The 22,655-nt window shown below is 62.3% G+C and carries 18 protein-coding genes; 9 read left to right on the top strand and 9 right to left on the bottom strand.

All coding sequences use genetic code 11. The features are described from left to right. The first annotated feature begins 288 nt into the window (after positions 1-288). Positions 289-2,034: an IlvD/Edd family dehydratase gene (locus tag OP496_RS02040; RefSeq protein WP_280561706.1), complete on the top strand. Its 1,746-nt coding sequence runs from the start codon at positions 289-291 to the stop codon at positions 2,032-2,034. A 183-nt stretch (positions 2,035-2,217) separates the two neighbouring features. After that, complete coding sequence (locus OP496_RS02035) at positions 2,218-4,026, top strand: IlvD/Edd family dehydratase (protein WP_280561705.1); 1,809 nt, start codon at positions 2,218-2,220, stop codon at positions 4,024-4,026. 116 nt (positions 4,027-4,142) lie between these two features. Here the strand turns inward: OP496_RS02035 and OP496_RS02030 are convergent, their stop codons facing one another. Both OP496_RS02030 and argE read right to left on the bottom strand, forming a co-directional pair. Beyond that, positions 4,143-4,958, bottom strand: coding sequence for an FCD domain-containing protein (locus tag OP496_RS02030; RefSeq protein ID WP_280561899.1), 816 nt, complete (start codon positions 4,956-4,958; stop codon positions 4,143-4,145). 90 nt (positions 4,959-5,048) lie between these two features. Beyond that, the gene (gene argE, locus OP496_RS02025; protein ID WP_280561704.1) at positions 5,049-6,209 is read right to left on the bottom strand and encodes an acetylornithine deacetylase; all 1,161 of its coding nucleotides are present in this window, start codon (positions 6,207-6,209) and stop codon (positions 5,049-5,051) included. 126 nt (positions 6,210-6,335) lie between these two features. Between argE and wrbA the strand changes: the two genes are divergently transcribed. The 3 genes from wrbA to OP496_RS02010 all read left to right on the top strand — a co-directional run bounded on the left by wrbA (position 6,336) and on the right by OP496_RS02010 (position 9,081). Beyond that, positions 6,336-6,941 carry an NAD(P)H:quinone oxidoreductase gene (gene wrbA, locus OP496_RS02020; RefSeq protein ID WP_280561702.1) on the top strand — a complete coding sequence of 202 codons (606 nt, stop codon included), beginning with the start codon at positions 6,336-6,338 and terminating at the stop codon, positions 6,939-6,941. 487 nt (positions 6,942-7,428) lie between these two features. Beyond that, complete coding sequence (locus tag OP496_RS02015; RefSeq protein ID WP_280561701.1) at positions 7,429-8,538, top strand: Fic family protein; 1,110 nt, start codon at positions 7,429-7,431, stop codon at positions 8,536-8,538. A 54-nt stretch (positions 8,539-8,592) separates the two neighbouring features. After that, a complete protein-coding gene (locus OP496_RS02010; RefSeq protein WP_280561700.1) occupies positions 8,593-9,081 on the top strand; it encodes a hypothetical protein in 489 nt (162 codons plus the stop codon). Positions 9,082-9,155: 74 nt separating this feature from the next. On the opposite strand, the gene OP496_RS02005 is transcribed toward OP496_RS02010, so the two are convergent. Next, complete coding sequence (locus tag OP496_RS02005) at positions 9,156-12,461, bottom strand: AAA family ATPase (RefSeq protein ID WP_280561699.1); 3,306 nt, start codon at positions 12,459-12,461, stop codon at positions 9,156-9,158. After that, complete coding sequence (locus OP496_RS02000) at positions 12,458-13,741, bottom strand: exonuclease SbcCD subunit D C-terminal domain-containing protein (RefSeq protein ID WP_280561698.1); 1,284 nt, start codon at positions 13,739-13,741, stop codon at positions 12,458-12,460. Before OP496_RS02000 ends, OP496_RS02005 begins: the two co-directional genes overlap by 4 nt. Before the next feature lie 102 nt (positions 13,742-13,843). Here OP496_RS02000 and nfi point away from each other — a divergent pair, with 102 nt between their 5' ends. Continuing rightward, entirely contained in the window at positions 13,844-14,587 is a 744-nt protein-coding gene (gene nfi, locus OP496_RS01995; protein WP_280561697.1) for a deoxyribonuclease V, read from the top strand. On the opposite strand, the gene OP496_RS01990 is transcribed toward nfi, so the two are convergent. Both OP496_RS01990 and OP496_RS01985 read right to left on the bottom strand, forming a co-directional pair. Beyond that, complete coding sequence (locus tag OP496_RS01990) at positions 14,584-15,684, bottom strand: alpha/beta hydrolase (protein WP_280561696.1); 1,101 nt, start codon at positions 15,682-15,684, stop codon at positions 14,584-14,586. The two genes, nfi and OP496_RS01990, sit on opposite strands and share 4 nt — an antisense overlap. A gap of 44 nt (positions 15,685-15,728) precedes the next feature. Next, positions 15,729-16,637: an aldo/keto reductase gene (locus OP496_RS01985; protein WP_280561695.1), complete on the bottom strand. Its 909-nt coding sequence runs from the start codon at positions 16,635-16,637 to the stop codon at positions 15,729-15,731. Between the two features lie 125 nt (positions 16,638-16,762). Between OP496_RS01985 and OP496_RS01980 the strand changes: the two genes are divergently transcribed. The 3 genes from OP496_RS01980 (at position 16,763) to OP496_RS01970 (ending at position 19,440) form a co-directional block, all read left to right on the top strand. Further along, positions 16,763-17,392 (top strand): DUF1415 domain-containing protein, encoded by a 630-nt coding sequence (locus OP496_RS01980; RefSeq protein ID WP_280561694.1) that lies wholly within the window; start codon positions 16,763-16,765, stop codon positions 17,390-17,392. 83 nt (positions 17,393-17,475) lie between these two features. Then, positions 17,476-17,907 (top strand): OsmC family protein, encoded by a 432-nt coding sequence (locus OP496_RS01975; protein ID WP_280561693.1) that lies wholly within the window; start codon positions 17,476-17,478, stop codon positions 17,905-17,907. Between the two features lie 225 nt (positions 17,908-18,132). After that, positions 18,133-19,440: an MFS transporter gene (locus tag OP496_RS01970; RefSeq protein WP_280561692.1), complete on the top strand. Its 1,308-nt coding sequence runs from the start codon at positions 18,133-18,135 to the stop codon at positions 19,438-19,440. Positions 19,441-19,532: 92 nt separating this feature from the next. On the opposite strand, the gene OP496_RS01965 is transcribed toward OP496_RS01970, so the two are convergent. The 3 genes from OP496_RS01965 to bioA form a co-directional block, all read right to left on the bottom strand. Next, positions 19,533-20,201 carry a type 1 glutamine amidotransferase gene (locus OP496_RS01965; protein WP_280561690.1) on the bottom strand — a complete coding sequence of 223 codons (669 nt, stop codon included), beginning with the start codon at positions 20,199-20,201 and terminating at the stop codon, positions 19,533-19,535. Then, positions 20,198-21,202, bottom strand: coding sequence for an amidoligase family protein (locus OP496_RS01960; protein ID WP_280561689.1), 1,005 nt, complete (start codon positions 21,200-21,202; stop codon positions 20,198-20,200). The genes OP496_RS01965 and OP496_RS01960 overlap by 4 nt, the downstream gene beginning before the upstream one ends. A 116-nt stretch (positions 21,203-21,318) precedes the next feature. Then, positions 21,319-22,611, bottom strand: a complete 1,293-nt coding sequence (gene bioA / locus OP496_RS01955) for an adenosylmethionine--8-amino-7-oxononanoate transaminase (protein ID WP_280561688.1) — start codon at positions 22,609-22,611, stop codon at positions 21,319-21,321. Positions 22,612-22,655: the final 44 nt, after the last annotated feature.

Below are 22,655 nucleotides of genomic sequence, written 5' to 3'. Positions count from 1 at the left end.
CCTTGCAATCTACCCTAAGCACTCGGGCTGCTGGTATGGGGGGTGATCGACACAGTCATCTCGATGTTCGTTAGATAAAAGTGGATTTTAATCAGTATCCTGACAACTCGTGTCGGCATTGCCCCCAAGTCTTGATGACTCTTCCTGAAGAGGATGGGAAAGGCTCGATATTATTTTTGATATTTTTTTTTACATCAAAGAAGGTCTTTTTTGACATTATTCGGTTATTGAAAGGGGCGTTTATGGTGTTGGCAACGCTAATGCGAATGCCATGAGAAGGAGCCCCTGATGAGTCAGTCCCCCCGCCGACTGCGCAGTGCCGAGTGGTTCGGCACTGCCGACAAGAACGGCTTCATGTATCGCAGCTGGATGAAGAACCAGGGCATTCCCGACCACGAATTCCAGGGTAAGCCGATCGTCGGTATCTGTAATACCTGGTCGGAGCTCACCCCTTGCAACGCTCATTTCCGCAAGCTCGCCGAACACGTCAAGAAAGGGGTGCTCGAGGCGGGCGGTTACCCGGTTGAATTTCCGGTGTTCTCCAACGGTGAGTCCAACCTGCGTCCCACTGCGATGTTCACCCGCAATTTGGCGAGCATGGATGTCGAGGAGGCGATTCGCGGCAACCCGCTCGATGCGGTGATTTTGCTGACCGGCTGCGACAAGACCACCCCGGCGCTGCTGATGGGCGCGGCGAGCTGCGATATTCCCACTCTCGTGGTCACTGGCGGCCCGATGCTCAATGGCAAGCACGAGGGCAAGGACATCGGCTCGGGCACCGTGGTGTGGAAGCTCTCCGAAGATGTGAAAGCCGGCAAGATCTCGATCCATGACTTCATGGCCGCCGAGGCGGGCATGTCACGCTCCGCCGGTACCTGCAACACCATGGGGACCGCCTCGACCATGGCCTGCATGGCCGAATCTCTGGGCGCCTCGTTGCCCCACAATGCGGCGATTCCGGCGGTGGATTCGCGCCGCTATGTACTGGCGCATCTCTCCGGTAATCGTATCGTCGAGATGGTCCACGAGGATCTCAAACTCTCCAGGGTGCTGACCAAACAAGCCTTCGAGAACGCTATTCGCACCAACGCGGCCATCGGCGGTTCGACCAATGCGGTCATTCATTTGCAAGCCATCGCCGGACGCATCGGGGTCGACCTGACGCTGGACGATTGGACGCGTATCGGGCGTGGCACGCCGACCATCGTCGATCTGCAGCCCTCGGGGCGCTATCTGATGGAAGAATTCTACTATGCGGGTGGCCTGCCTGCCGTATTGCGCCGCCTCGGCGAGGCTGACCGGCTGCCGCACAAGGATGTTCTGACCATCAACGGCAAGACGTTGTGGGAGAACGTCGAGGATGCGCCGCTCTACAACGACGCCGTGATTCGTTCTCTCGACACGCCGTTGCGCGAGGATGGCGGTATGTGCGTGATGCGCGGCAATCTCGCGCCCAATGGTGCCGTCCTCAAGCCCTCTGCGGCGACTCCCGAGTTGATGACGCACCGTGGCCGTGCCGTGGTTTTCGAGAATTTCGATGACTACAAGGCGCGCATCAACGATCCCGATCTCGATGTCACCGCCGACGATATCCTGGTGATGAAGAACTGCGGGCCGCGCGGCTATCATGGCATGGCAGAGGTCGGCAACATGGGATTGCCGTCCAAGCTTCTCGAGCAAGGCGTCACCGATATGGTGCGGATCTCCGATGCCCGCATGAGCGGCACCGCCTACGGTACCGTGGTACTGCATGTGGCGCCGGAAGCCGCTGCCGGGGGGCCGCTCGCGGCGGTTCGTGATGGCGACTTGATCGCCCTCGATGCCTATGCCGGCACGTTGCATCTGGAGATCGACGATGTCGAGCTTGCTGCGCGCCTGGCCGAGGCCGACCCTACCGCCGAGTCGACCCGAATCGCTAGCACCGGCGGCTATCGCCAGCTCTACATCGAGCATGTGCTACAAGCCGATCAAGGCTGCGACTTCGACTTCCTGGTGGGATGCCGTGGTGCCGAAGTGCCGCGTCACTCGCACTGAGGACTAACGATAAACGGCGAGTATGAAAAACGAGAAGGCGGCTCATTGAGTCGCCTTCTTGCGTTGCGGCGTTGTTCGGGGCGGGGAAGCAGAGTCTCTACACCTATCGGAGTATGTTGAACATACTCGCAATATGTTTGACTTACATAGGAGCCGATTGTTCTTTCGAGAGGAGATAACCTGATGTCCGCCGACAATCGCCGCATGACCCCCGATCAACTGCGCTCGCGCTGGTGGTTCGACAACCCTGAGCATCCGGGGACCACTGCGCTGTGCATCGAGCGCTACATGAATTACGGCCTGACGCTGGAGGAGCTCAAGAGCGGCAAGCCGATCATCGGCATCGCCCAGTCGGGCTCCGACTTGACGCCTTGCAATCGTCATCACATCGATCTGGTGAAACGCGTCAAGGATGGCATCCGCGCCGCTGGGGGCGTGCCGTTCGAGTTTCCTCTGCATCCCATCCATGAAAATGTGCGTCGGCCGACGGCAGCGCTGGATCGCAACTTGGCGTATCTGGGCTTGGTGGAAGTCCTGCATGGTTACCCGCTGGATGGCGTGGTGCTGACCACCGGCTGTGACAAGACCACGCCCGCCTGCCTGATGGCGGCGGCGACCGCCAATATTCCGGCGGTCGTGCTCTCCGGCGGGCCGATGCTCAATGGTTGGCGCGGCACTCAGGAGCGCGTGGGCTCGGGCACCATCATCTGGGAACTGCGCAAGCGTCTCGCGGCGGGGGATATCGGCTACGAGGAATTCTTGTCCCGCGCCACCGATTCGGCGCCTTCCGTGGGCCACTGCAACACCATGGGCACCGCCTCGACGATGAATTCCATGGCCGAAGCATTGGGCATGAGCCTGCCCGGTTCGGCGATGATTCCGGCGCCCTACAAGGAGCGCTCGATGGTCGCCTACAAGACCGGAACGCGCATCGTCGACATGGTGTGGGAAGACCTGCGTCCGCTGGATATCATTACCCGCGAGGCCTGTGAAAATGCCATCGTGGTGTGTTCGGCGCTGGGCGGTTCTTCCAATGCGCCGGTGCATATCAATGCCATTGCGCGTCACGCGGGGCTCGAGCTGACCAACGACGATTGGCAGCGCCTCGGGCATGAGATTCCGCTACTAGCCAACGTGATGCCGGCAGGGATCTATCTTTCCGAGGAGTTCCACCGAGCCGGTGGCGTGCCCGCGGTGCTCAGCGAACTGATCAAGGTTGGGCGTCTGCACGGCGATGTGCCCACGGTCAACGGCAAGACATTGGCGGAAAATACGGCCGGGCGTGAAACGCTGGACGACGATATCATTCGCCGCTACGACAACCCGCTGGTGGAAGAGGCCGGCTTCATCAACCTCAAGGGCAATCTGTTCGATTCGGCGTTGATGAAGACCAGCGTGATTGCCAACGACTTCCGGCGGCGTTTCCTGAGCCAGGCCGATGACCTGGATGCCTTCGAAGGCAAGGTGGCGGTATTCGACGGCTCCGAGGATTATCATGCGCGTATCGACGATCCGTCGCTCGAGATCGACGAGAACACCATCTTGATCATGCGCGGTGCCGGGCCGATCGGCCATCCGGGGAGTGCCGAGGTCGTCAACATGCAGCCGCCGGAGGCGCTGATCCGTCAAGGCATCGAATCGCTGCCGTGCATTGGCGACGGTCGTCAGTCGGGGACCTCGGGCTCGCCCTCGATCCTCAACGCGGCCCCCGAAGCGGCGGTGGGCGGCGGCCTGGCGCTGCTGGAAACGGGCGACCGGATTCGTATCGATCTCAAGCGTGGCGAAGCCAATCTGCTGCTCGATGACGCCGAGCTGACGAAACGTCGTCAGGCGCTAGAATCACGCGGCGGTTACATCTATCCGGTGGATCAGACGCCTTGGCAGGAGATTCAGCGCGGCATGGTCGAGCAGCTCGATCATGGCATGACGCTGGGCCCCGCCACCAAGTATCGCGATGTCGCCCGCCAGAGCCCGCCTCGCGACAATCACTGAGTCTTCACTACCCCGTACTCACTGCTAAGAACTTATTGCTAAGGACTTTGGCCACTGAACCGGGCGTCGCCATGCGACGCCCGGTTGGCTTTGCGGGAGACAGGATTGGGCGCGTGTCAGGTTTCGGACAACAGCTCGGCGCTATATCCAAGCGGTGTGTCGGGGATCTCCAGCCCCAAGGCGCTGGCGGTGCCGGCAAGTACGGCCTGCGAGGCGCGAAACGCATCGCGTGGCCGGCGTGCGCGAATACTTTCCATCAGTGACCGGTGGCGTTCCAGACTCTCCGCCGGGTCGCTGGCGCTGACGTTCGAGGTCTCGATCAACAGCAATATCGAGGGTCGCAGAATGTGCGAAAGCTGTGACCAGACGATGTTGTGTGTGGCCTTGAAGATCGCCACATGGAAGGCGATGTCATAGTCGCTATGCAGGCGGCCGTCACGGTTGACAGTGGTATCGTCGAGGTCACTGCCCATGCCGTTGAAGGCTTCCTCGATGGCAACCAGGTCATGCGCCGTCGCGTGCTTGGCGGCGGTCATGGCGACATAGGGCTCCACGTCCAGGCGAAAGGCCAGAATCTCGCGCTGTACACCGGGATTGGGCGCCGCATAGCGGGTCATCCACTCGGTGACTTGAGCATCGAGAATGTTCCACTCCGGATACTCACGGACCTTCGAGCCGTGCCCTGAGATGCGTTCGATGATCCCGGCATCGACCAACTGGCGCAGATCGCTGCGCACCGCCGAGCGATTGAGGGCGAAGCGCTCGCACAGGTCGACTTCGCGCGGTACGAAATCTCCCGGCTGATATGTGCCGGAGAAGATCTCCTTTGCCAGCGCCTCGGCGACGCAAGGGCGTTTTCTGGATGGGGATTGCTTGCTCTTCACGTGACATCGTTCCGAATCATTTCGTTCACGCTGGCATATGTCGAACATTTCGACAAGGCGCCGATGGTTGGTGGCCATGCGCTGCGTGCCGCTCGTCGGGCGATGTTCGTTCGATACGCCGAAGCTAGCTGGATGAAGCTAGCTGGAGGCCGTCAGACGCTCCCCAAGCGCGGCCATGAAGGCATCGGCGGCCTCGAGCTGGGCGACGTCCAGATATTCGTCGGGTTGGTGCGCCTGAGCGATGCTGCCGGGGCCGCAAATGACCGTGGGCAGGCCGGCGCGTTGGAACTGACCGGCCTCGGTGGCATAGGCCACGGCTTCGTTGTTGGTAGCGCCCAGCAATGCATGACAGAACTCAAGTGCCGTCTGGTTATCCCGGTCGGCCAGGGCGGGTACGGTCTCGGTCAGGTGGTCGGTGTGGATGTCGATCTGCGGTGCGCGTGGGCGCAATTCATTCATCAGCGTTTCGGCGTAGTGCTGCAAGCGCTCGAACAAGGCTTCGAAACCGTCCGTCGGCAGATGACGGATCTCCCAGTCGAAATGACACTCGCGAGCCATGATGTTGATCGCCGTGCCGCCTTGGATCTTGCCCACATGCAGGCTGGAGTGGGGCACGTTGAAGAGTGGATCGACACGGCCCTCCGCGACCAGCTCCGCCATGATGTCCTCGATGCGCGTCACCAGGCGGGCCGCCACATGCACGGCGGACACGCCCTGACGTACCTGACTGGAATGCGCCTCGCGGCCGGTCACCGTGGTACGCAGATTGGTGATGCCTTTCTGGGCCACCACCGGCGCCATTAGCGTAGGCTCGCCGACGATCACCGCCGCCGGCGTCGGCGTATCGGCCATCAGGCGCTCGATCAAGCGCGGCGCGCCCAGGCAGCCGACTTCCTCGTCGTAGGAAAACGCCAGGTAGATGGGGCGCTGCAAGTCGAGCGTTTGCCACTGCGGTACCTGTGCCAGTGCGCTGGCGATGAAGCCTTTCATGTCGCAGCTACCGCGGCCGTAGAGGCGGCCATCGTCCTTGCCGGTCAGCGTGAAGGGATCGCTGCTCCAGGGCTGGCCGTCTACGGGTACTACGTCGGTATGCCCGGATAGCACCACACCGCCCGCCACCTCGGGGCCGATGCGAGCCAGCAGGTTGGCCTTGCTGCCGTCATCGTTGGCGATACGAGTACACGGCACGTCATGCTCGGCAAGGTAGGCCTCGATGAAGGCAATCAATTCCAGGTTGGAGTGTCGCGATACGGTATCGAAGCCAATCAGGCGTTCGAGCAGGGCAGTGGTGTTGGACATGGTGGCCTCCCCGGAGGATGTTTTGCGCCAGCCTAGCACGCCGATGTCGCGTCACGTCACTTTGACGGTGGCGCGAGCGTACGCCATCTTGAGAGCGTCCATACATCCAGTCAGGAGAGTACCCACGTGAGCAAGATTCTCGTCCTTTATTACTCCAGTTACGGGCACATCGAGACACTGGCCAATGCCGTCGCCGAAGGCGCACGCGGCGTGGCCGGTACCCAAGTGGATCTGTATCGCGTGGCCGAACTCGTGCCCGCTGACGTCGCCGAAAAATCCGGCTACAAGGCAGACAGCACTGCCGCCGTGCTGGATGATCCCGGTCTTCTGGCCGATTACGACGCGATTCTCGTCGGCACGCCCACGCGCTTTGGCAACATGGCCTCGCAGATGCGCAATTTCTGGGACACGACGGGCGGTCTCTGGGCGCAAGGCAAATTGATCGGCAAGCTGGGCGGCGCCTTCACTTCCACCGCCAGCCAGCACGGTGGGCAGGAAACCACGCTGACCTCGATTCACACCACCCTGCTTCACCACGGCATGGCGATCGTCGGCGTACCGTATTCCTGTGCGGCGCTGAGCGAGCTCGAGGAAGTCTCCGGTGGCACGCCCTACGGCGCGACGACCATCGCCGGTGGTGACGGCAGCCGCCAACCCAGCGAAAATGAGCTCACCATCGCCCGCTTCCAAGGCCAGCATACCGCCGAAATGGCCGCCAAGCTCGCCGGCTGAGCGCCGTTCGAAGCGCTTCGAAAGACGCCAAAACGCCGTGCCTTCGGGCGCGGCGTTTTAGTGTCAGGGATAGGTACACGAAGTGCGTTTTTTGGACACGTCGCCTAGGTATTTACCCCGTCCTACTAAGGGGCAGGCGTTTTCTGTCCGTTCAGTGCCCGGATAGCGGCGACGGTGTCATCGATGGCGTCAGGATCGAGTATGAGACCGATGTGGTCGATTAGCGGATATGGTGTCGCTCGGCTCAGTGACTCGGATACCGCTTTCGTTGCCGACAGAGTCGTCGATGGCAAAATAGTACGCAATGCCTGGCTATCGAGAGCTGATCTCGCAATGCTGTGCTATGAGAAGTGAGCCGACATGTTCACGCCATCGCCACTTCGTTATGATGTGTACACGAAACGCCATTTTATCGACACGTCGTCGAAACATGTCGATGCTATCGACATAAGCGGGTGACGTGTCGATTTTAAAGAGAAAAATGAACATGAGCTGGCGCCCCGACGAACCTCACAACACGTTGCCTACGCTACCGCCAGCGGAGGAGCTGGAGACATCGGCAGTGCTTAAAGCCTGCATTCCCGCCCGTACGGCCCTGGCAGAGCTGAAACAGGCGGGAGAACTGCTGCCCAATCAGGGGGTATTGATCAACCTGCTGCCCTTGTTGGAAGCGCGTGACAGTTCCGAGATCGAGAACATCGTCACCACCACCGATCGGCTCTTCCAATTCGCCCAAGAAGATACACATGCCGACCCGGCCACCAAGGAAGCTCTGCGCTATCGCACAGCGCTGAGTAGTGGCTATCGCGAGCTGGCCCAGCGACCGCTATGCACCAACACGGCGGTGGAAATCTGCAGTACTATCAAAGGCGCCGACATGAATATCCGTCGCGTACCGGGTACCACTCTGGCTAATCAGGCCAGCGGTGAGGTTATTTACACTCCTCCCATGGGAAAAGAAGCCTTGCGGGAGATGCTGGCGAACTGGGAGTGCTACTTACACGAGGAAGATGGCGTCGATCCGCTGATCAAGATGGCCGTAGCCCATTATCAGTTTGAAGCGATTCACCCCTTCACCGATGGCAACGGGCGCACCGGCCGGATACTGAACATACTTTATCTAATCGAGCAGCAACTGCTCTCGCTTCCGATCCTGTACCTGAGTCGCTATATCGTGCTCAACAAGGCTGACTACTACCGCCTTTTGCTGTCGGTAACGCGCGAAGGGCGGTGGCAGGATTGGCTGCTTTATATGCTCAAGGCCGTGGAATACACGGCACGCTGGACTACCGACAAGATTGCGGCGACGCGGGAGTTGATCGAAGAGACAACGCGTTATATCCAGTGCGAACTTCCAGGCGTCTACAGTCATGAGCTAGTGCAGGTCATCTTCGAGCAGCCCTATTGCCGTATCGGCAACTTGGTGGAACGCGATATCGCCAAACGCCAGACGGCCTCTATCTATCTACAGCAGCTCTGCGAGATCGGGGTACTGCAAGAGATTCGAGCAGGCCGAGAGAAGCTTTTCGTTCACCCCAAGCTGGTCAGGCTGATGACCGAAGATGGCAACGAGGTGGCGCCGTATCCGGCAACATGATGGGCCCACAAAAGAAATGACTAAATACTTGAATACAGGACTATCAGGGGATATATGCCCAGTTTCCATACTCGTTCGTTGTGCGAAGCGCTGTTGGGCGTCGCGGGGATCTGGCTTCTGGTAAGGACCCTTTCGAACCAGGCCACGTCTCTCTATATCGCCTGGTCCAGTTCGTCGATGGCTCAAGAAGCAGAAGCAACGAATATGCTCGCCATCCAGGGCGTGCATTTCTTCGTCAGTGCATTGTTGGGAGCGGTGCTTATCCTGGCGCGCAAGCCGATCAGTCGATGGTTAACACCGCATGAAGCCGCAGTCTCAGCCTCGTCGGCGACTCTGATTGCCGTGGGGGCTGCCATTATTGGTATCGGTTATCTAGCAGCAGGGCTGAACACGCTGGGAACGCATTATGCGCGGCTGGAAACGCTGGGTACTGTCAGCCCTGAAAGGCTCTGGCGTGGCGGCCTCTCCATCGCTATCGGGATCATGTTGTTTGCCAGTTCCGTCGGTATCGGCCGCCTCTGGTTGCGGTTTCGGGCCTTATGATGCTGAGCCAAGGACGGCGGAGGCGGCCGTCCTGTATTTCCTGGAAGCTCATATTTCCTAGAGGCTCATATTCACTAGGTGCTCACCAACCGCGCTCGACTGGTGCCATTACCTAACGGTTCGACCTGGATCTGCACCGGGATGCGTTCGTGCATTTCCTGTACATGCGAGATCACGCCGACGCGGCGCCCTAGCGCTTGCAGGCCGTCGAGGGCATCCATGGCGAGTGCCAGGGATTGCGGGTCGAGGCTGCCGAAGCCTTCGTCGATGAACAGCGATTCGATGACGAGTTCGCCGGAAGCCATGGAAGCGAGCCCTAGTGCCAGCGCCAGCGAGACGAGAAAGGTTTCGCCACCGGAAAGCGAATGCACCGAGCGGTGCTCGTCTCCCATGTCGCGGTCCTCCACCAGCAGGCCCAGCTCGCTGCCGCCGCGGATCAGCTTGTAACGGCGACTCAGACCCGTCAGGTGCGCGTTGGCGTGCTCCAGCAGTTGCTCCAGATTGTAAGCCTGCGCGATGCGTCGGAAGACCTTGCCGTCGGCGGAGCCGATCAGCTCGCTGATGCGGCCCCAGCGACGGTACTCGGCGCGCGCGGCATCGAGTTCGGCTTGTCCCTCGCGCTGGCGCTGACGCTTGCGGTCGTCGTCACGCAGGGTGTGCAGGGCATCATCGCGCTGCGTTTGGGCGGCGTCAAGCCGGTGCGCCAAGGCGTCACGCGCGGTGTCTAACGCCTCTCGGCGCTGGTCGATCCGGGCGTCGACCGTCTCGCTCAAGAGGGTGTCCGGGGTGGCGTCGTGCTCGGTCAACGCCTGCTCGCGGCGATGATCGATGAGGGCCTGGCGGCGCTCAGTGAGGGCGGCAGCGGTCTGCTGGCGGGCCTGCTCGGCCTGGGTCAATTCCCGTTCTCGACGATCGGCGGCGTCGTCGGTTTCGGCCAGTAGTCGCTGCAGAGTGGCGTCGTCCAGGTCGGGATGCGCTTGGCGCCAGGCATCCAGCTCACGAGTGAGGGTGTCGATTTCCTGCTTGAGCCTGGCGAGTTGCTCGGTCTCGTAGTGCGACTGCTGGGCGAGCCGCTGGGTTTCCCGCTCACTGTCATGGCATTGGGCAAGCGCCGTATCCAGGGCCTGGCGCGCGGCGCTCTGATGCGTATCGAGCTGCTGCTGCCAGGCATCCGGCGAGGCGTGTTCGCCGAGCAGGGTCTTGAGCCGGGCGGCGATATCGTCGCGCTCGCGGCGTAGCGGAGGCAGGCGCGCGTCGAGTTCTTCGAGTTCCTTGTCGAGGCGGGTGCGCTGGGCGTCGAATTGCGCCAGTGTCAGCTCGCTTTGGCGCAATGCCTCGTCGAGCGGTGCCAACTCGGCCTCGGCGTGGGCAAGGGCCTGAAGCGTCTTTTCATGTTGCGCGCGCTGGGCGTCGCTTGTCTGGCGTTGCTCGGTTAGCCAGGCATCACGCCGGTCATGATCGATGGTAGCTAGCTCGGTGTATAGCGGATGTTCGTCGAGTGCCTGGTGCGCCTCTTGGTGGCGCTTATCGGCATCCGCAGCGTCCTGGCGTTGCTGCGTGAGCGAGGCGTCAAGCGCCCGGTACTGGCCCAGCAGTTCGTCGCGTTGTTGCTGGGCGTGATCGCGTTGCTGCTGGGCATCCGTCAACTGGCGGTCTTCTTCCGCTTGCTGTGCGGCAAGCTGGGCGGCTTCGGGCGTCTGTGGCGGCTGGTGGCGCCAGGGATGCTCGAGCCCCCCGCACACCGGGCAGGGCTGGCCTTCCTCGAGGGCGTCGCGCAGGTGCGTGACACTCTCGCTACGCACTGCACGACCGCGTTCGACGAATTCCAGCACGCTGCGATAGTGGCGCTCGTGCTCATCGAGGCGCTGGCGGGCGGCCTGGCCTTGGGTGATCAATGCTTCGAGACGCTTTGCGTCCTGCGTCAGGCGCTCATTGAGGGTGCGCTGGGCGTGCTCGGTACGACAGACGGTCTGCCAGCGACTTTGCAGCTCGCCGAGTGCCAGGTGACGTCGAGCGGCATGATCATGCGCGCGCTGAACGGCCTGGCGGGCGTCCTCCACGCGGGCATGTTCACCCATCAATTGGCGCAGGGTGGCCTGCCAGTCATCGCGCTGCCGGCGCTGGCGTTGCTGTGTCTCGTGGGCTTGCTGATGGCGCGTGGTCAGCGCCTGCGCTTCGCGGCGCTGTGCGGCGTGCGTGTTGTCGAGCTCGGCCAGCTGATGCTCGCGCGTCGCCAGTTGCTGTGCCTGCTCGCGCGCCTGGTGCAGTTGAGGCTCGGCGGTGCGGCGTGCCGTGTCGGCGTCTTGAAGGGTCTTTTCGGCAGTGGCATGTGCCTGTTTAGCCTGTTGCTGTGTGGTCTCGGCCTTTGTCAGAGCCTCGCGCGTGTCGGCATGAGTCGTCTCGAGACGTGTGATCTCGCCGGGCAATTCGGCCTGGCGTGCCAGACGATGACGTTGAGGCGCGATCAGGCGCTGCCAGTCACGGTCGGCACGGGCCGAGGCCAGCGTCTGCCAATGCGCCTCGGCAGCGCGATGTTCATGCTGCCCTTGGGCGTGAGAGTCTTGCAGTCTGGTATCCGTGGCATGCCAGTGCGCCTGTGTCTCCAGGCGCTTGGTATGGCGCTGCACGGTATCGAGCTCGGCTTGGGCGGCCTCGGCGGTCTTTTCGAGCGCGGCGCGTGCCTCGGCCTCGGCGGGCAGGTCGTCGGCGAGCTTGGCGTCCAGCGCATCAACGGCTTTCTTGGCTTGGCTGGCGCGGCGATAGGCGGCGATCGAGATCTCGGAGTACTCGGCGGTGCCGGTGAGACGCTCGAGTAGGTCGCTGCGCTCGTTGTCGTCGGCCTTGAGGAAGGCGGCGAATTCGCTCTGGGCCAGTAGCACGGCGCGGGTGAATTGCTCGAAGCTGAGCCCCAGACACTCGGGCAGCAGGCGGTCGAACTCGCGCTTCTGCGTGGTCAGCAGGCGGTCATCGTCCAGATCACGCAGCGACTGCTCGATCTTCTGCAATTTTCCGTCGGCTTTCTCGCGGGCGCGGCGCACGCCCCAGCGGGCGCGATAGCGGCGGCTGTCGCGGCCCAGGAAGTCGACCTCGGCATGGCCGCTGGCGGCACCTCGGCGGAGTAGAGTACGCGGGTCGGCCGTATTGAGGGTGGCGTCGCCCACGTCGGGCAGCGGGGCATTCTGACCGGGCGCCTGGCGCAACCGGGGCGTGCTGCCGTAGAGTGCCAGACACAAGGCATCGAGCAGCGTGCTCTTGCCGGCGCCGGTGGGGCCGGTGATGGCGAACAGGCCGGCCCCCGCGAGCGGCGCGGCGGTGAAGTCGAGTTCCAGCGGGCCGGGAATCGAGGCCAGGTTGGCCAGGCGCAGGGCGAGGATCTTCATGTCGATGTCTCCTCATCGTCGAGCACGTCCTGACGTAGCCGGTCGAAGTCGGCGAGCACGTCGTCGGCGGGTGGCTCGCCCCAGCGCGCTTGCCAGGTACGCTCGAACAGCTTGCGCGGACCGAGCGCTGCCAGGTCGATGCGAGCGGGCGCGTCCTCGGCGGCAACCCTTGGTAGGCGACGCTCCAGACGCAGCAGTCGCAGTTGTTTGCCGTCGAGCGCTGCGTCTACTCGGGCGCGTAGGTCGGGCATCGGGGCGTCTAGTTCGACGCGTATCTCCAGCCAGGGCCAGCGTTCTCTAGGGAGATCCCGCGTCTGATCTGTCGCTAGCTCGGGCGTATCCGCCAGGGCCTCCAGCTCGGCGAGCACGTCGTCGAGTGGCGCCGGGCCGAGTCGGTGCATGGCCACCGGACGCGGGACCGCCAGGCTCTCGACATCGCGCAAGGCTTCGCCGTCGAGCGTGACGTCGACGACCTGATGGGGGTAGTCCACCTCGCTGAAGTCCAGCGGCAACGGACTACCGCTGTAACGGATGCGTTGCTCGCCGACCTGCTGGGCGCGATGCAGGTGACCCAGCGCGACATAGGCGATGTCGGCGGGGAACAATGAGGCCGGGATCGATTCCTCGCCGCCGATGACGATGGGCCGCTCGCTGGCCTCGGAGACGGCGGCACCATGCAAGTGAGCATGACTCATGGCAATGAGGGCCTGACCGGGCGTGCGATGTTCGCGCGCTGCGTCGATGAGCTGTTGGTGAACGTGCGTAATGCCCGCGACATAGGTATTGCGTGAGGCGTCGGCGGTCTCGTCGACGCTCGGCGCTGAACCGCCGGTGACCTCGGCGGGACGCAGGAAGGGTAGCGCCAGGCACCAGGCGCGAATCTCGCCGTCGGCATCTGTCAACGGTACCAGCAGGCGCTCGGCGTCGAGTCGTCCGTCGTCGAGCCAACTCACCCGGCCCAGGGTGTGGGTATTGAGGCGCTGCATCAGCGGCGCGGGCAATTCGATACGGTTGCCGCTGTCGTGGTTGCCGGCGATCATGACGATCGTCAGTTGCGGCAAACGCTGATGCGCCTCGACGATGAAGTCGTAGAGCATCTCCTGGGCGCGCAACGATGGATTGACGACATCGAAGATATCGCCTGCGATGAGCAGGGCGTCCGGGCGTCGCGTTTCGAGGGTCGCCAACAGCCAGTCGAGAAACGCGCGTTGCTCGGTGTGGCGCTCTTGCCCGTGGAAGGTCTGACCGAGATGCCAGTCCGCTGTGTGGATGAGTTTCACGCAGATCTCCTATACCGGTCCTTCAGTTTACCGGTTGCAGGAGGGTGGCCCAATGGGGCCAGTGGTAAGGAGGGAAGGAAGGAACAAGGACAAGGAGGCGGTATGACACATCATGAAGACCTGCATGCCTGGACGCTGACCCCCGAGGAGGCCGTGGCACTGCAGCGTCGCTTGGCGCCGCGCGTCATCCGGCAGGGAAGGCCAGATGCGGTGACCTGCATCGCTGGCGTGGATATCGGCTTCGAGGATGGCGGCGAGACGACGCGAGCAGCGGTCGTGGTGCTCGAATGGCCGTCGTTGACGCTGCGCGAGTCGGTGGTGCACCGCGAGCCGACACGCATGCCGTATATTCCGGGGCTATTGTCGTTTCGCGAGATTCCCGCCGCCCTGGCCGCCTTTGCGCGGCTGGCGTCGTCCCCCGACCTTGTCATGGTCGATGGCCAGGGGATTGCCCACCCACGGCGTCTCGGCGTGGCCTCGCACCTGGGCTTGTGGCTCGATCTGCCGACGATCGGCGTGGCGAAGAAGGTGCTTTGCGGTCGTCACTGCGATGTGCCGGCCACGCGCGGTGAATGGACGCCGCTCAACGACCGTCGCCGCACCGAGGACCCCGCCGACGTCGAAACCGATGCCGAAGGACGCGTGGTCATCGGCGCAATGCTGCGTTCCCGCGAGAACGTCAAGCCGGTGATCGTCTCTCCTGGGCATCGGCTCGATCAGGCCACGGCGCTGGAGTGGACGAACGCTTGCCTGGGCAAGACCAAGCTGCCCGAGCCGACGCGGCTGGCGGATCGGCTGGCGTCGCGGCATGGTACGACCGCGACGCCCGGGCAGCTATCGCTTTAGGTAGAAGTGTCGGTGTCGTTGAGACGTTCGAGGCCGTTGAAAAGGGCTTTGTGAAAGCGCTCTGGCTGTTGAATGTGTGGCGAATGACCGAGATCGGGAAATTCGACCAACTCGGCGTCGGGAATCCGGTCGGCAGCTCGTTCGCCGAGCACTTCATAGTCGCCTAGTGTCTTCTGGAGCGCGTCGGAGGCGCGGCCCTTGCCGATGGCGGTGTTGTCTTGCTCGCCGATCAATAGCAGTGTCGGTACTTGGATCTTGTCGAATTCATGGATCACGGGCTGGGTGAAGACCATGTTGGACGTCAGTGTCTGGTTCCAGGCAACCCGGTCGCCACCGTCGCCGGCATACATGCCTGCCAGCATATTGACCCAACGGTCGTAGCGTGGCTCCCATTCGCCTACGTAGTAGGTCGATTTCTGGTACTGACGAATCGCCTCGGCCGTCTTCTGTTTTTCGGCGGCATAGGTCTCGTCGATGGATTGATAGGGCACGCCCATCGCTTTCCAGTCTTCTAGCCCGATCGGGTTGACCAGTACCAGTTGCTCGGTATCGTCGGGGTACATCAACGCGTAGCGACTTGCCAGCATGCCGCCCATGGAGTGACCCATGACGGTGACATCGTCCACGTCTAGATTTTCCAGCAGTGCGTGGGTGTTGGCAGCTAACTGATGGAAGCTGAACTGATACGCCTCGGGCTTGCTCGATTTACAGAAGCCGATCTGGTCCGGCGCAATAACGCGATATCCGGCATCGTTCAGACGTTCGATGGAGTCCTGCCAGGTGGCGGCGCAGAAATTCTTGCCGTGCATGAGCACCACGGTTTGGCCGTTGGGGTCTTCTGCGGGAACGTCTAGGTAGGCCATCTGCAGGTCTTGGCGTTGGGACGTGAAGCGAAAGCGCTCCACCGGGTAGGGATAGTCGAAGCCTTCGAGTTCGGCGCCGTAGTGCGGTGTCTCTTGATTGCTTTCCTCCGAGGTATCGGTTTCCTGTGCCGCCACGGCCATTGGGGTGCTGGCCAGAGCCGTTCCCAATGCCAGGCCGAAGGCCGGAAGCCAATGCGATTGCGAGGGCTGCGTACGAGATACTGCGCCTATCATAAGGACTCCTTCCAAATCGATGAAAGACAGAGTGCTTCGAACTTTCAGACGATATCAAGCGTAACGGGTTCTGTGGGTGCTGGAAAAGCGGCGTTCAACCGCGCGATGCTGGCATTGTCCAGCGTGAGCTGCATGGCGGCGGCATTGGCTTCGACGTGGGCGGGCTGCACGGCCTTGGGGATGGCGATGACGTCGCGTTGACCGGCGGGCGCGGGGCGAGTCGCCCAGGCCAGCAGTACCTGAGCGGGGCTGACGCCGAGCTCGTCGGCGATAGCGCGGACCTCGGGGTGGTCGAGCTCTTGCCCGCCCTGGGCCAAGGGGCAGTAGGCCATGGTCGGCAGGCCGTGTTGGCGCTGCCAGGGCAGCAAGCTGTGTTCGATGCCGCGCGAGCCGAGATGATAGAGCACCTGGTTGACAGTGCAGGCGTCGCCACCGGGCACGGCATGCAGGGCGTGCATATCATCGAGGTCGAAGTTGGAGACGCCGTAGCGTCGAATCTTGCCCTGGGCCTGCAGATGCTCGAACGCTTCCAGCGTTTCTTCCAAGGGCACGTTGCCGGGCCAGTGTAGTAGATATAGGTCCAGATGATCGGTGCCCAAGCGCTTCAGACTGCGCTCGCAGGCGGCGAAGGCGTCGTGACGGCCGGCATTCCACGGATAGACCTTGGAGACCACGAAGGCCTCGTCGCGCCGCCCGCGCAGGGCCTCGCCGACGATTTCCTCGGCGCCGCCGTCGGCGTACATCTCGGCGGTGTCTATCAGCGTCATGCCCAGGTCGAGACCGTATTGCAGGGCGTGGACTTCATCGCGACGCGGGGCGCGGTTCTCGCCCATATGCCAGCTTCCCTGGCCGATGGCGGGAAGCGTGACGGCGGATTCCCGGGCGGTAGCGGCGAGGGTGACGCCAGGTGTGTCGGGGGCGTGTGTTGTGTCGGAAGAAAAAGGCGTGGCCATGTGACTGCCTCTCTAGCGTGAGGAAATAGTATGGATGAATGCGGATGCCTTCAGGGTGCGCCGACACGGAGAGCACGACAAGTCCGTTATACTGACAGCCCTTTCTCGTTTCAGGATCGATTCACATGTCCGAGCGTCCCCTGGATGCCGATGTCATCGCCATGACCCGCGCCTGGGTAGCGAACTTCGTCGTGGCGCATGACGTCTGCCCTTTCGCCGGTCGCGAGGTGCGCCGTGACAGCCTGCGTTATGTCGTGGCGGATGGTGCTAACCCCGAACATCTTCTGCATGCCTTGATCGAGGAGTGTCATCGGCTGGACGCCGAGCCGGCGATCGAGACCACGCTGATGATCCTGCCGGAAGGGCTGGCCGACTTCGACGATTATCTGGATCTGCTGGGGGTCGCTGAGTCACTGCTCGAGGCGGAGGGTTATGCGGGGATTTACCAGTTGGCGAGCTTTCATCCCGACTATGTCTTTGAGAACGATGTCTTTGAGAACGACGCCTTTGAGAACGATGTCTTGGAGAACACTGACTTCGAGGGCAGCGCGGCCGACGATCCCGCCAATTATACCAATCGCTCGCCCTGGCCGATGTGGCATCTTCTGCGCGAGCGCAGTGTCGAGGCCGCCGTGGCGAATCATCCCGCGCCGGGGTCGATCCCCGAGGATAATGTCGCCGCCTTGCGTGAAATGGGTAGCGCTGCTCTGGCCGAGCAGTGGTCGGCGTGTCGTCGCGTGCGGGCGAGAGACTAATCACTGGCCCCTTGAAGTCCACGACATCACCCATATGGACTATGGTGTAGGGGCATGACGCCCACTCACGAAAGGAGGCACGAATGAGTATCGAGAAAACCGGTTCCGCCCATTGGCAAGGCAGTCTCAAGCGCGGCAATGGGACGGTCTCCACTCAGAGCGGTGCGCTCAAGGACAATCCCTATGGTTTCAACACGCGCTTCGAAGGCGAGCCAGGGACCAACCCTGAGGAATTGATCGCAGCATCCCATGCCAGTTGCTATTCGATGGCGCTGTCGATGATTCTGGGGGAAGCTGGACACGACCCCGACGATGTACGTACCGAAGCAACCGTGACGCTGGATCAGGACGACAGCGGCTTCAAGATCACCAAGGTGCACCTCGTTACCCGCGCCAAGGTACCGGGCATCGACCAGTCGGACTTCGATGAATCGGCCAACAAGGCCAAGGAAGGTTGCCCGATCTCGCGCGTGCTGAATGCCGAGATCACGCTGGATGCTACGCTCGAAAGCTGATCGGCATCGCTTCTTCGGGGCCGGCCTTGCGCCGGCCCTTTTATAGGCATTCCTCCCTTGGCGTCGTTGGTGCTTGACAACGTCGTCGATGCAGTCTTTCCGCGAATCTGTTAGCCTCCTACACGCTCGTCGGTCGGTACCTCCCGCCCTACTTGGGTATCGCGACGCTGGACTGATGTTCATATAACACGATCAACGATCATTCGACGGAAGACCTCATTCATCATGGCTACTTCGCAAGAGACCGATGCGGCCTCGTCGCGCCCGCTGAATCGCCGCGACGTCAAGGTGCTGTCGCTGTCCGCCTTGGGCGGTGCACTGGAGTTTTACGATTTCATCATCTTCGTGTATTTCGCGACGGTGGTGGGGCAGTTGTTCTTTCCCCCCGAGATGCCCGAATGGCTACGCCAGATCCAGACCTTCGGGATCTTTGCCGCCGGCTATCTGGCCCGTCCTTTGGGCGGCATCATCATGGCGCACTTCGGCGACCTGCTGGGGCGCAAGAAGATGTTCACCCTGTCGATCTTCCTGATGGCGGTACCCACGCTGTTGATCGGTTTGATGCCGACCTACGACACCTTGGGCTATGCGGCACCGCTGCTGCTGGTGACGTTGCGCATCCTGCAGGGGGCTGCGGTGGGCGGTGAAGTGCCCGGCGCCTGGGTTTTCGTCACCGAGCACGTCAAGCGTCGTCACGTGGGCTTCGCCTGCGGCACGCTATCCGCTGGCCTGGTGTCGGGAATTCTCATCGGCTCGCTGATGTCGGCGTTCATAAAGACCACCTACAGCGATGCGGAGTTGGCTGCGTACGCCTGGCGGATTCCGTTTCTGATCGGTGGCGTCTTCGGATTGGTGGCCGTGTACCTGCGCCGCTGGTTGCATGAGACGCCGGTGTTCGCCGAGATGCAGGAGAAGAAGGCGCTGGCCGAGGAGCTACCGGTCAAGAGTATCTTGCGCAACCACTTGCCGAGCGTCGTGCTGTCGATGGCCGTCACCTGGATTCTGACCGCCGCCATCGTGGTAGTGATCCTGATGACACCGAGCCTGCTCGAGACCCGTTACGCGCTGGATGCCTCGTTGGCCAATGTCTACGCCATTCTCGGTGTAGTGGTCGGTTGCCTGGCTTCGGGCTGGAGCGCTGATCGTATCGGCAGTGGGCCTACCATCGCGTTGTGGGGGGTGCTGCTGGCGATCAGCTATTGGGCGATGATGATCACTGTCGGCACGCATCCCGAGTGGCTGACGCCGCTTTACATACTATGTGGCTTTGCCGTGGGGATCGTCGGCGTGGTGCCGACGGTTGCCGTCAAGTCGTTCCCGGCCATGGTGCGCTTCACGGGGCTGTCGTTCTCGTACAATGTCGCCTATGCGATCTTTGGCGGTTTCACGCCGATCGTAGTGTCGATACTGATGGCCGTGCATCCCATGTTTCCGGCGGTCTACGTCGCCGCGCTGGGCGGGTTGGGCATCGTCATCGGACTCTATTTGATGCGTGCGCCGCGCGGTCGGCGGCTGGCCGTCATGGCCTCATGAGTCGTTGAGTAGTAGTGAACGAACGCCGTACGAAGACGCCCCGCCATCATGCGGGGCGTCTTCGTGTGGGAAGGTCATCGCGTGTAAAGAGATCAATGCGTGCGCGCGGCGTCGACGAGGCCACGAATCAGGCGCTGCTGGGGGCGATTGAAAATGAGGAATTCTGGATGCCACTGTACGCCGATCAGATAGGGGTATTCGGCAGCCTCGATGGCCTGGATCAGGCCGTCACGGTCGCGCGCCACCACGTGAAGGGTCTCGCCGAGCCGATCCACTGCCTGGTGATGAAGGCTATTGACGCGACAGCGCGAGACGTCGAGCAGGGTATGCAAGCGGCTCCCGATGGCGATGTCGACCTGCTTGCGAGGCAGCACAGTTCGCTGTCGGCGCACATGGTCGTAGGTGGTATAGATATCGCCGATCAGGGTGCCGCCGCAGTGTACGTTGATGATCTGCGCGCCTCGACAGATGCCCAGTACGGGCAACTGCTGGGGCAGAAAGCGCTCGAGCAGCGTGAGCTCCAACTGGTCCCGCGTCGGGTCGACGCGTACGTCGAGTCGCATTTCTCCGCCATAGAGCTGAGCGCCGATGTCGTCGCCACCGCCGATCATCAAGCCCGCCAGCCCGTCGGGAATCTCGCGCGAGGGCGATAGCCGCACCGGTTGACCGCCGGCACGCCATACGGCAAGCCGGTCGCATGCCCACGCCATGAAACTTTTGTTATCCGAGGTGGTGATGCCGATCAGCGGTCGTGAACTCATTTCTCGACCCAGCGTTTCAGTTTATCCCGCCATTGCCCCATCGTCGATTGCGTGTGATGGGCGCGATAAGCCTGCATCTGCGTGCGCAAGCTGTGCGGGTCGGCGGCTAGGCGCTCGACTGTTACCCAGCGGTTCCATTCCGTGACGCTGCCCCAGTCGAGCGTGTCGAGCTGGGCATTGGGCAGGCGAAAGTGAAAAGTAGGGCGCGGTTTGACCAGGTTTTCCTGGAGCAAGGGATGCGCGGCCTCGGGCGCGAGATGGGCGAACAAGGGGCACATGTCGAGTTCACGGTTACGGGTTGGGTTGTCGCGCAGATAATCGCTGATCAATTGTGCCTGCGTCGGCGCGTAATCGGGATCGAGCACCTTCAAGGCATAGGCCTTGGGGAAGGGATTGGTATGCGGCAATATCTCGCGGGTGATGTCGACCTGGATCTGATCGCGTAGCCAGGCGGCGAGGATGATATAGGCTTGCAGATGCGCGAGGACGCTCGGCGTATCGGTGGCGGGGACTTCGGGATTGAGATGCAGCCCGAAACCATAGAAGACGCTGGCATCGGTGCCTTCTGCGCCATGCCGCCGCAGGGCTTCGAAGAGCCGGTCGAATTCGCCCAGTTCCGACCATGGAACCGGTGGCGAGACGATCTCGGTGGGCACCAGGCCGGCGACCATCTCGCCGAGCCACTCGCGCGAGCGTTGATGGAACTCCACGCGCCATTCGCGCCCCACCGACGGGGCCTGACCGGGTACCATTCCGTTGGCTTTCATGACCGCTGCGTCGGGATGGACGTATTTGCTGTCCAGCTCGATGGTGAACTTGCCCCAGGGCGTGCCCTCGACACGCATGCGATGGGGGCTTTGTCGCACGATATCGCCACCGAAGCAGTCGGCGACCAGCCGCGCCGCGGTATCGGGCATGAGGCCGGCGAATTCGATCTCAACGCCGACCCGCCGTGGACGATCCTCGGCAGTGTTTGGATGGGGAGGCGGCAATGGCTGCACGGGGGCTCCTCGCGGAATGCGCGGTGCCGATGAATGAAAGGGCACATGAGCTCGATAGGTTAACATTGCCGATGGGCCAAGACGTAATCCGCGTCTTCATGGAGTGAGCCACGACTTCACTGCGAGGTCGAGGGGACGTGACGTGCGTTAAACCAATGCTTCATGACATCGGTGATGCGGCGCAAGTCGTTACTAGAAGTGATGTAGGCCGGCATGGTGTACAGCCAATGGCCGAAGGGACGTAGCCATACGCCCTGGCGTCGGGCGAACCCGGCTACGCCCTCGAGGGTTTCGGCATCGTGGACTTCGATCACCGCGGTGGCGCCCAGTACGCGCACGTCGGCCACGTCCGGGTGCGCGCGCAGCTCCGCATCGTCGAGCAGCTCCTCGCGCAGCACGTCGTTCAGCGCCTGAATACGGCCCAGGTAGTCGTCCTCCTCGAACACTGCCAGGCTCTCCAGCGCGACGCGACAGGCCAGCGGATTGCCCATGAAAGTGGGGCCGTGCATGAAGGCGTGCAGCTCGCTGTCGCCGATGAAGGCGTCGTGCACATGATCGGTGGCAAGCGTCGCGGCGTGGCCCAGGTAGCCGCCGGTGAGGCCCTTGGAGAGCACCATGATGTCCGGCGTCACGTCGGCGTGGTCGGCGGCGAACATCTTGCCGGTGCGGCCGAAGCCGGTGGCCACCTCGTCGAAGATCAGCAGCACATCGAATTCGTCGCACAGCGCGCGGGCGCCACGCAAATAGTGAGGCGAGGTCATGTTGAGCCCGCCGGCCGCTTGCAGCAGCGGCTCCATCAGCAGGGCGCCTATTTTCTCATGATGGGCCTCCAGCACGCCGCGCAGGGCGTCGAGGTCGGCTTGAACCTCATCCTCGCCGGCCTCGAAGCCGGCCGTGGGCGCCGGAGCGAAGTAATGCTGCGGCAGGAAACCCGCGAACAGCGAATGCATGCCTTCCTCGGGATCGCATACCGCCATGCAGCCGGCGGTATCGCCGTGGTAGGCCTTCATCAGCGTCAGCATGCGGTGCTTGGCCGGCTTGCCGCGCAGGTAGTGATACTGCACCGCCATCTTCATGGCCACTTCCATGCCCACCGAGCCGCTGTCGGAGAAGAACACGTGGTTCAACCCCTCGGGGGTGACGCGTACCAGCTCGCGAGCTAGGCGGTCGGCGGACTCGTGGGTCAGCCCGCCCAGCATCACGTGGCACAGCTCGTCGGCCTGGCGCTGGATGGCCTCGACCAGTCGCCGATGACGATAGCCGTGGATCATGCACCACCAGGAACAGGTGGCATCCAGCAAGGACTCGCCGGTCTCCAGAGTGAAGCGCGGTCCCTCGCCGCCGACCACCTTGGGTGACGGCGCCTGGGACTTGAGATGGGCATAGGGATGCCAGATCGGGGATGTCATCGTGTTTCCTTGTATATGAATCGCGTGTCGATGGCGTGGTTGTC

Origin of the sequence: Chromohalobacter sp. 48-RD10 (assembly GCF_029889785.1) — a bacterium.
GTDB lineage: Bacteria > Pseudomonadota > Gammaproteobacteria > Pseudomonadales > Halomonadaceae > Chromohalobacter.
The sequence above is the reverse complement of the archived record's forward strand: the minus strand, read 5'-3'. Positions and strand labels throughout refer to the sequence as shown.

Excerpts from the sequence above, each read along its gene's own strand:
- OP496_RS02015 (WP_280561701.1), top strand. The coding sequence starts at position 7,429 with ATGAGCTGGCGCCCCGACGAACCTCACAACACGTTGCCTACGCTACCG.
- bioA (WP_280561688.1), bottom strand. The coding sequence starts at position 22,611 with ATGACATCCCCGATCTGGCATCCCTATGCCCATCTCAAGTCCCAGGCG.
- OP496_RS02010 (WP_280561700.1), top strand. The coding sequence starts at position 8,593 with ATGCCCAGTTTCCATACTCGTTCGTTGTGCGAAGCGCTGTTGGGCGTC.
- OP496_RS01990 (WP_280561696.1), bottom strand. The coding sequence starts at position 15,684 with ATGATAGGCGCAGTATCTCGTACGCAGCCCTCGCAATCGCATTGGCTT.
- argE (WP_280561704.1), bottom strand. The coding sequence starts at position 6,209 with ATGTCCAACACCACTGCCCTGCTCGAACGCCTGATTGGCTTCGATACC.
- OP496_RS02005 (WP_280561699.1), bottom strand. The coding sequence starts at position 12,461 with ATGAAGATCCTCGCCCTGCGCCTGGCCAACCTGGCCTCGATTCCCGGC.
- OP496_RS01970 (WP_280561692.1), top strand. The coding sequence starts at position 18,133 with ATGGCTACTTCGCAAGAGACCGATGCGGCCTCGTCGCGCCCGCTGAAT.
- OP496_RS01975 (WP_280561693.1), top strand. The coding sequence starts at position 17,476 with ATGAGTATCGAGAAAACCGGTTCCGCCCATTGGCAAGGCAGTCTCAAG.
- OP496_RS01985 (WP_280561695.1), bottom strand. The coding sequence starts at position 16,637 with ATGGCCACGCCTTTTTCTTCCGACACAACACACGCCCCCGACACACCT.
- nfi (WP_280561697.1), top strand. The coding sequence starts at position 13,844 with ATGACACATCATGAAGACCTGCATGCCTGGACGCTGACCCCCGAGGAG.
- OP496_RS01980 (WP_280561694.1), top strand. The coding sequence starts at position 16,763 with ATGTCCGAGCGTCCCCTGGATGCCGATGTCATCGCCATGACCCGCGCC.
- OP496_RS02030 (WP_280561899.1), bottom strand. The coding sequence starts at position 4,958 with ATGTTCGACATATGCCAGCGTGAACGAAATGATTCGGAACGATGTCAC.
- OP496_RS02035 (WP_280561705.1), top strand. The coding sequence starts at position 2,218 with ATGTCCGCCGACAATCGCCGCATGACCCCCGATCAACTGCGCTCGCGC.
- OP496_RS02040 (WP_280561706.1), top strand. The coding sequence starts at position 289 with ATGAGTCAGTCCCCCCGCCGACTGCGCAGTGCCGAGTGGTTCGGCACT.
- OP496_RS01965 (WP_280561690.1), bottom strand. The coding sequence starts at position 20,201 with ATGAGTTCACGACCGCTGATCGGCATCACCACCTCGGATAACAAAAGT.